We start from the raw sequence: 2,697 nt of genomic DNA, 5'->3' as shown, positions 1-2,697 counted from the left end.
GCGTGGGGGAGGTGGTGGGGGCGAGGCGTACCGTGCTCAGGATGCGCATGATCAGGGCGTCGGGGACGGCGCCCGGGACGGCGGTGCGGCCGTAGAAGTCCCAGGCCACGAAGGCGCCCTGGGCGTTCTTGAAGCCGAAGACGATCGCCTGGCCGTCGCCGGCGCAGCGGTTGGGCTGTTCGGCGCCCTGGGAGCGGGCTTTGACGTAGGTGCCCTTGACTCCGGACTTCGTCGTGTACTCCACGGGTTCGTCCCACTGCACGACGCTCTTGTCCGGCTGGGTGTAGGCGGCGTAGACCCAGGTCGGGGCGTTCTTCTCGGCCACCTCGGTGGTGTCCTTGGCGCCCTCGGCGCCCTTGGTGCCGACGTTGCCGAGCGGGACGTCGGAGATCTGGCCGTCGCCGTCGCCGTCGATGCTGCACCACTGGGACTTGTAGAAGGCGGGCGCCGTGTGTCCGATGAGGATCTTTTCCGAGTCCTTGTCGTCCGCGTGACCGCTGAAGACGTCGGGGGAGAGGACCTCCCAGTCCGGCGGGACGTCGAACGCGGTGCCGTGCGCGGGATTGACCACCGTCTTCCAGCCCGCGACGAGCGGCTTGGAGGGGTCCGCGGGGCCGTCCGGCTCGTCCTTGGCCATGATGACGGCGGTCACGGCGGCGGTGGCCGCCACGGCCATCAGTGCCGTCAGTGCTGTCGTGAGCCTGCTGTTGGGCTTGCGTGGAGGCTTCGGCTGCGGCTGGAAGGGCGGAGGCTGGTACAAGCCGTCCGGCCGGCTCGGCTGTTGGTACGGGTTCTGCACGTGCCCCTCCTGGGTTGCGCGACGCTACTTGCCGAACGAGAGGATCGCGCGGCTCTTCTCTTGGGCTCCGGGCCGTAGACCCGGCCGTTGAGCAGGAACAGCCGTCCGCCCGCCCAGGTGATGCGGATGTTGTGGGTGTAGAAGACGGACTCGGCTCCGGCGGACACGGCCGGGCTCTGCAGGACGGGCTGCGAGGAGCCGTCCGCCGGTGCCAGCGAGACGACCGAGCCCGCCGCGCCGCTGCCGGGGGCCACGTACACGAGGACCCTGCCGTCCTCGACCGCGAGCGGCCACACGGTGCGGCCCTTGGGCTGCTCCGCGGTGCGCCACCGCTCCTTGCCCGTGTTCAGGTCGACGGCGACGACCTGGTTGGTGTCCTCGATGCCGAGGCTGGTGCCGGGTTTGCCCGCGCCGATGTAGAGGGTGTCGGCGTCGGCCGCGGCGGCGTAGCACTCCTGGTACCCGCCCGCGTTGCCGAAGCCGTTGCACCGGCCGCTGACCCCGAACCCGGCGGCGCCCTGCGAGCGGACCTTGCCGTCGGCCGCGAACGCCGTGATGTTCCAGGCCTTGCTGTCCTTGTGGTGCGCGGCGACCACCAGCGGGTCCACGGAGAGCACCCGCCCGACGGTCCAGCCCTTGTCGAAGGTGTGGCTCCACTTGGCGGTGCCCGTGGCCGGATCCAGCTCCTCGACCAACGACTGCGCGGGCGCGCGCGAGTCTTTCGGGTCGAAGCAGGTGCGCAGGCCGATCAGCCGGGATCCCCCGGCGAACCCGGCCGCGGTGCAGCCGTTCGTCTTCGACGTGCCGAAGAGCTTCCTGCCGTCGGTGACCGAGAAGCCGCTCATGACCGCCGACCGGGCCAGGGCCACGGTGTCGCCGCTGATCGCCATCTCGAACTGCAGCGCCGTGTCGTACGAGTTCTCCGGCGGGACCGGCACCTTCCATCCGGCCTTGCCCGTGGTGAGGTCCACCTGCTGCAGGTGGTTGCAGTGCGAGCTCTGCGAGGCGCTCTCCTTCACCCCGAGGACCAGCTTGCCGTCCGCGGACGGGGCCGGCGGAACCCCGCACACCGGCGTCGGCAGCGAGAGCTTCCACTTGTCCTGGCCGTCGGCCGCCGCATAGCCGATGAGCTCGTTGGTCATCGCCTTGACCACCACGTCGCCCACCCGCCACGGGCCGTACTGCGAGGTGCCCGAGCCGGGGAGGTCGGCGTCGTTGTCGCGCAGCCAGACCCGGGCCTCGCCGGGTTTGATGCCGGCGTTGGCGTCGTAGGTGCTGGGGCCGACGCCGGGGCCCTTGCCGTCGCCCCGGTCGATCGAGGGCGAGGCGGAGGGCCGGGCCTCGGACGGCTCGTCGCGGTCGTCGCGGTCGTCGCCGAGCGCGAGGTACGTGCCGCCGCCGACGGCGAGCAGCACGGCCACGGCCAGTGCCGTCACGCGGGCCGTCCGCCCCGTGAACCGGCCGGTGGCCGCGGGGACCGGTTGCGCCGGCGGCTGCGTTTGTGACTGTGGCTGCGGCTGCGACTGCGGTTCGAACGGGTCGGGCGGGGGTCCGAAGCCGCCGCGCCACTGCTCATCGGTCATGGGGAGAGTGTGACCGGTGGAGCACTCTTTCTAGAATAGATTTTTAGACTACTTCGTCAGGTCCGCTCGGGTCGCCGGGCCGGAGGCGCAGGGCTACGTTGGAAGGTGTGGGTGCCTGTCCCGCCGTGTGAGGAGGCCGGGCATGACTACGCATCGGCGCAGGTCAGCAGCCATGGCGGCGGCCACGGTCGGCCTCTTGGTGCTCCCCGTCTCGGGTGGGGCGGGAGCGGGGACCGCCTACGCGCAGGCTGCGCCGACCGCGCAGTCCGTGACGGTCCCCGCTCCCGCCCCACCCGAGACGGGGAGCACCAAGAG

At 71.5% G+C, this 2,697-nt stretch carries 1 protein-coding gene and 1 pseudogene; both read right to left on the bottom strand.

Features of this window, described 5'->3' with window-relative positions; genetic code table 11:
* Positions 1 to 670: pseudogene (locus PV721_RS42805) on the bottom strand (hypothetical protein); the annotation flags it as partial.
* A 14-nt stretch (positions 671 to 684) separates the two neighbouring features.
* Positions 685 to 2,382 (bottom strand): PQQ-binding-like beta-propeller repeat protein, encoded by a 1,698-nt coding sequence (locus tag PV721_RS42800; protein ID WP_319734223.1) that lies wholly within the window; start codon positions 2,380 to 2,382, stop codon positions 685 to 687.
* Positions 2,383 to 2,697 lie beyond the last annotated feature (315 nt).

The organism is Streptomyces sp. MB09-01 (assembly GCF_033794505.1).
Taxonomy (GTDB): domain Bacteria; phylum Actinomycetota; class Actinomycetes; order Streptomycetales; family Streptomycetaceae; genus Streptomyces.
This window is presented reverse-complemented; position numbering and strand designations above follow the sequence as displayed.